General features: G+C 43.1%; 1 pseudogene. It reads right to left on the bottom strand.

What is annotated here, in order from left to right:
• A pseudogene (locus E3E29_RS11445) lies at positions 1-420 on the bottom strand (hypothetical protein); the annotation flags it as partial.

Below are 420 nucleotides of genomic sequence, written 5' to 3'. Positions count from 1 at the left end.
AAGCTTTAGGATAAACTTATAACCAAGATAGTAACCTAAGAACTGTTTTCCAAAGAGCTGATACCATGATCCGAAAAATGGATTCAAAGCTTCTCCCTTTTTAACCCTCCTCAAGAACTCTTCTTTAAGGAGCTTCTCATGTTCTTCGCACCACTCGAACCATCCTTCTTCCTCAAAGTGCCAAGGTCTGCTAGTAATTAAATCTTCAATGCGCTGGGCGAATCCTTCCGTGTAGAGCCATATTATTTGCTCATCTTCGAGCTTTTCTATGTCTTCTCCTCGTAAAAGCCAGTGGACTAAGTGTCCAAACTCATGAGCAATCAGTCCCTCAAGCTTGTCATACCATTTAAGCTCTGCAATAGCTTCAAGGCCGAAAAGAATTGAGGGCTTTCCCATGAAGTCGGTTACCCATCCGGCTCC

It is taken from the genome of Thermococcus sp. Bubb.Bath, assembly GCF_012027595.1.
GTDB lineage: Archaea > Methanobacteriota_B > Thermococci > Thermococcales > Thermococcaceae > Thermococcus.
This window is presented reverse-complemented; position numbering and strand designations above follow the sequence as displayed.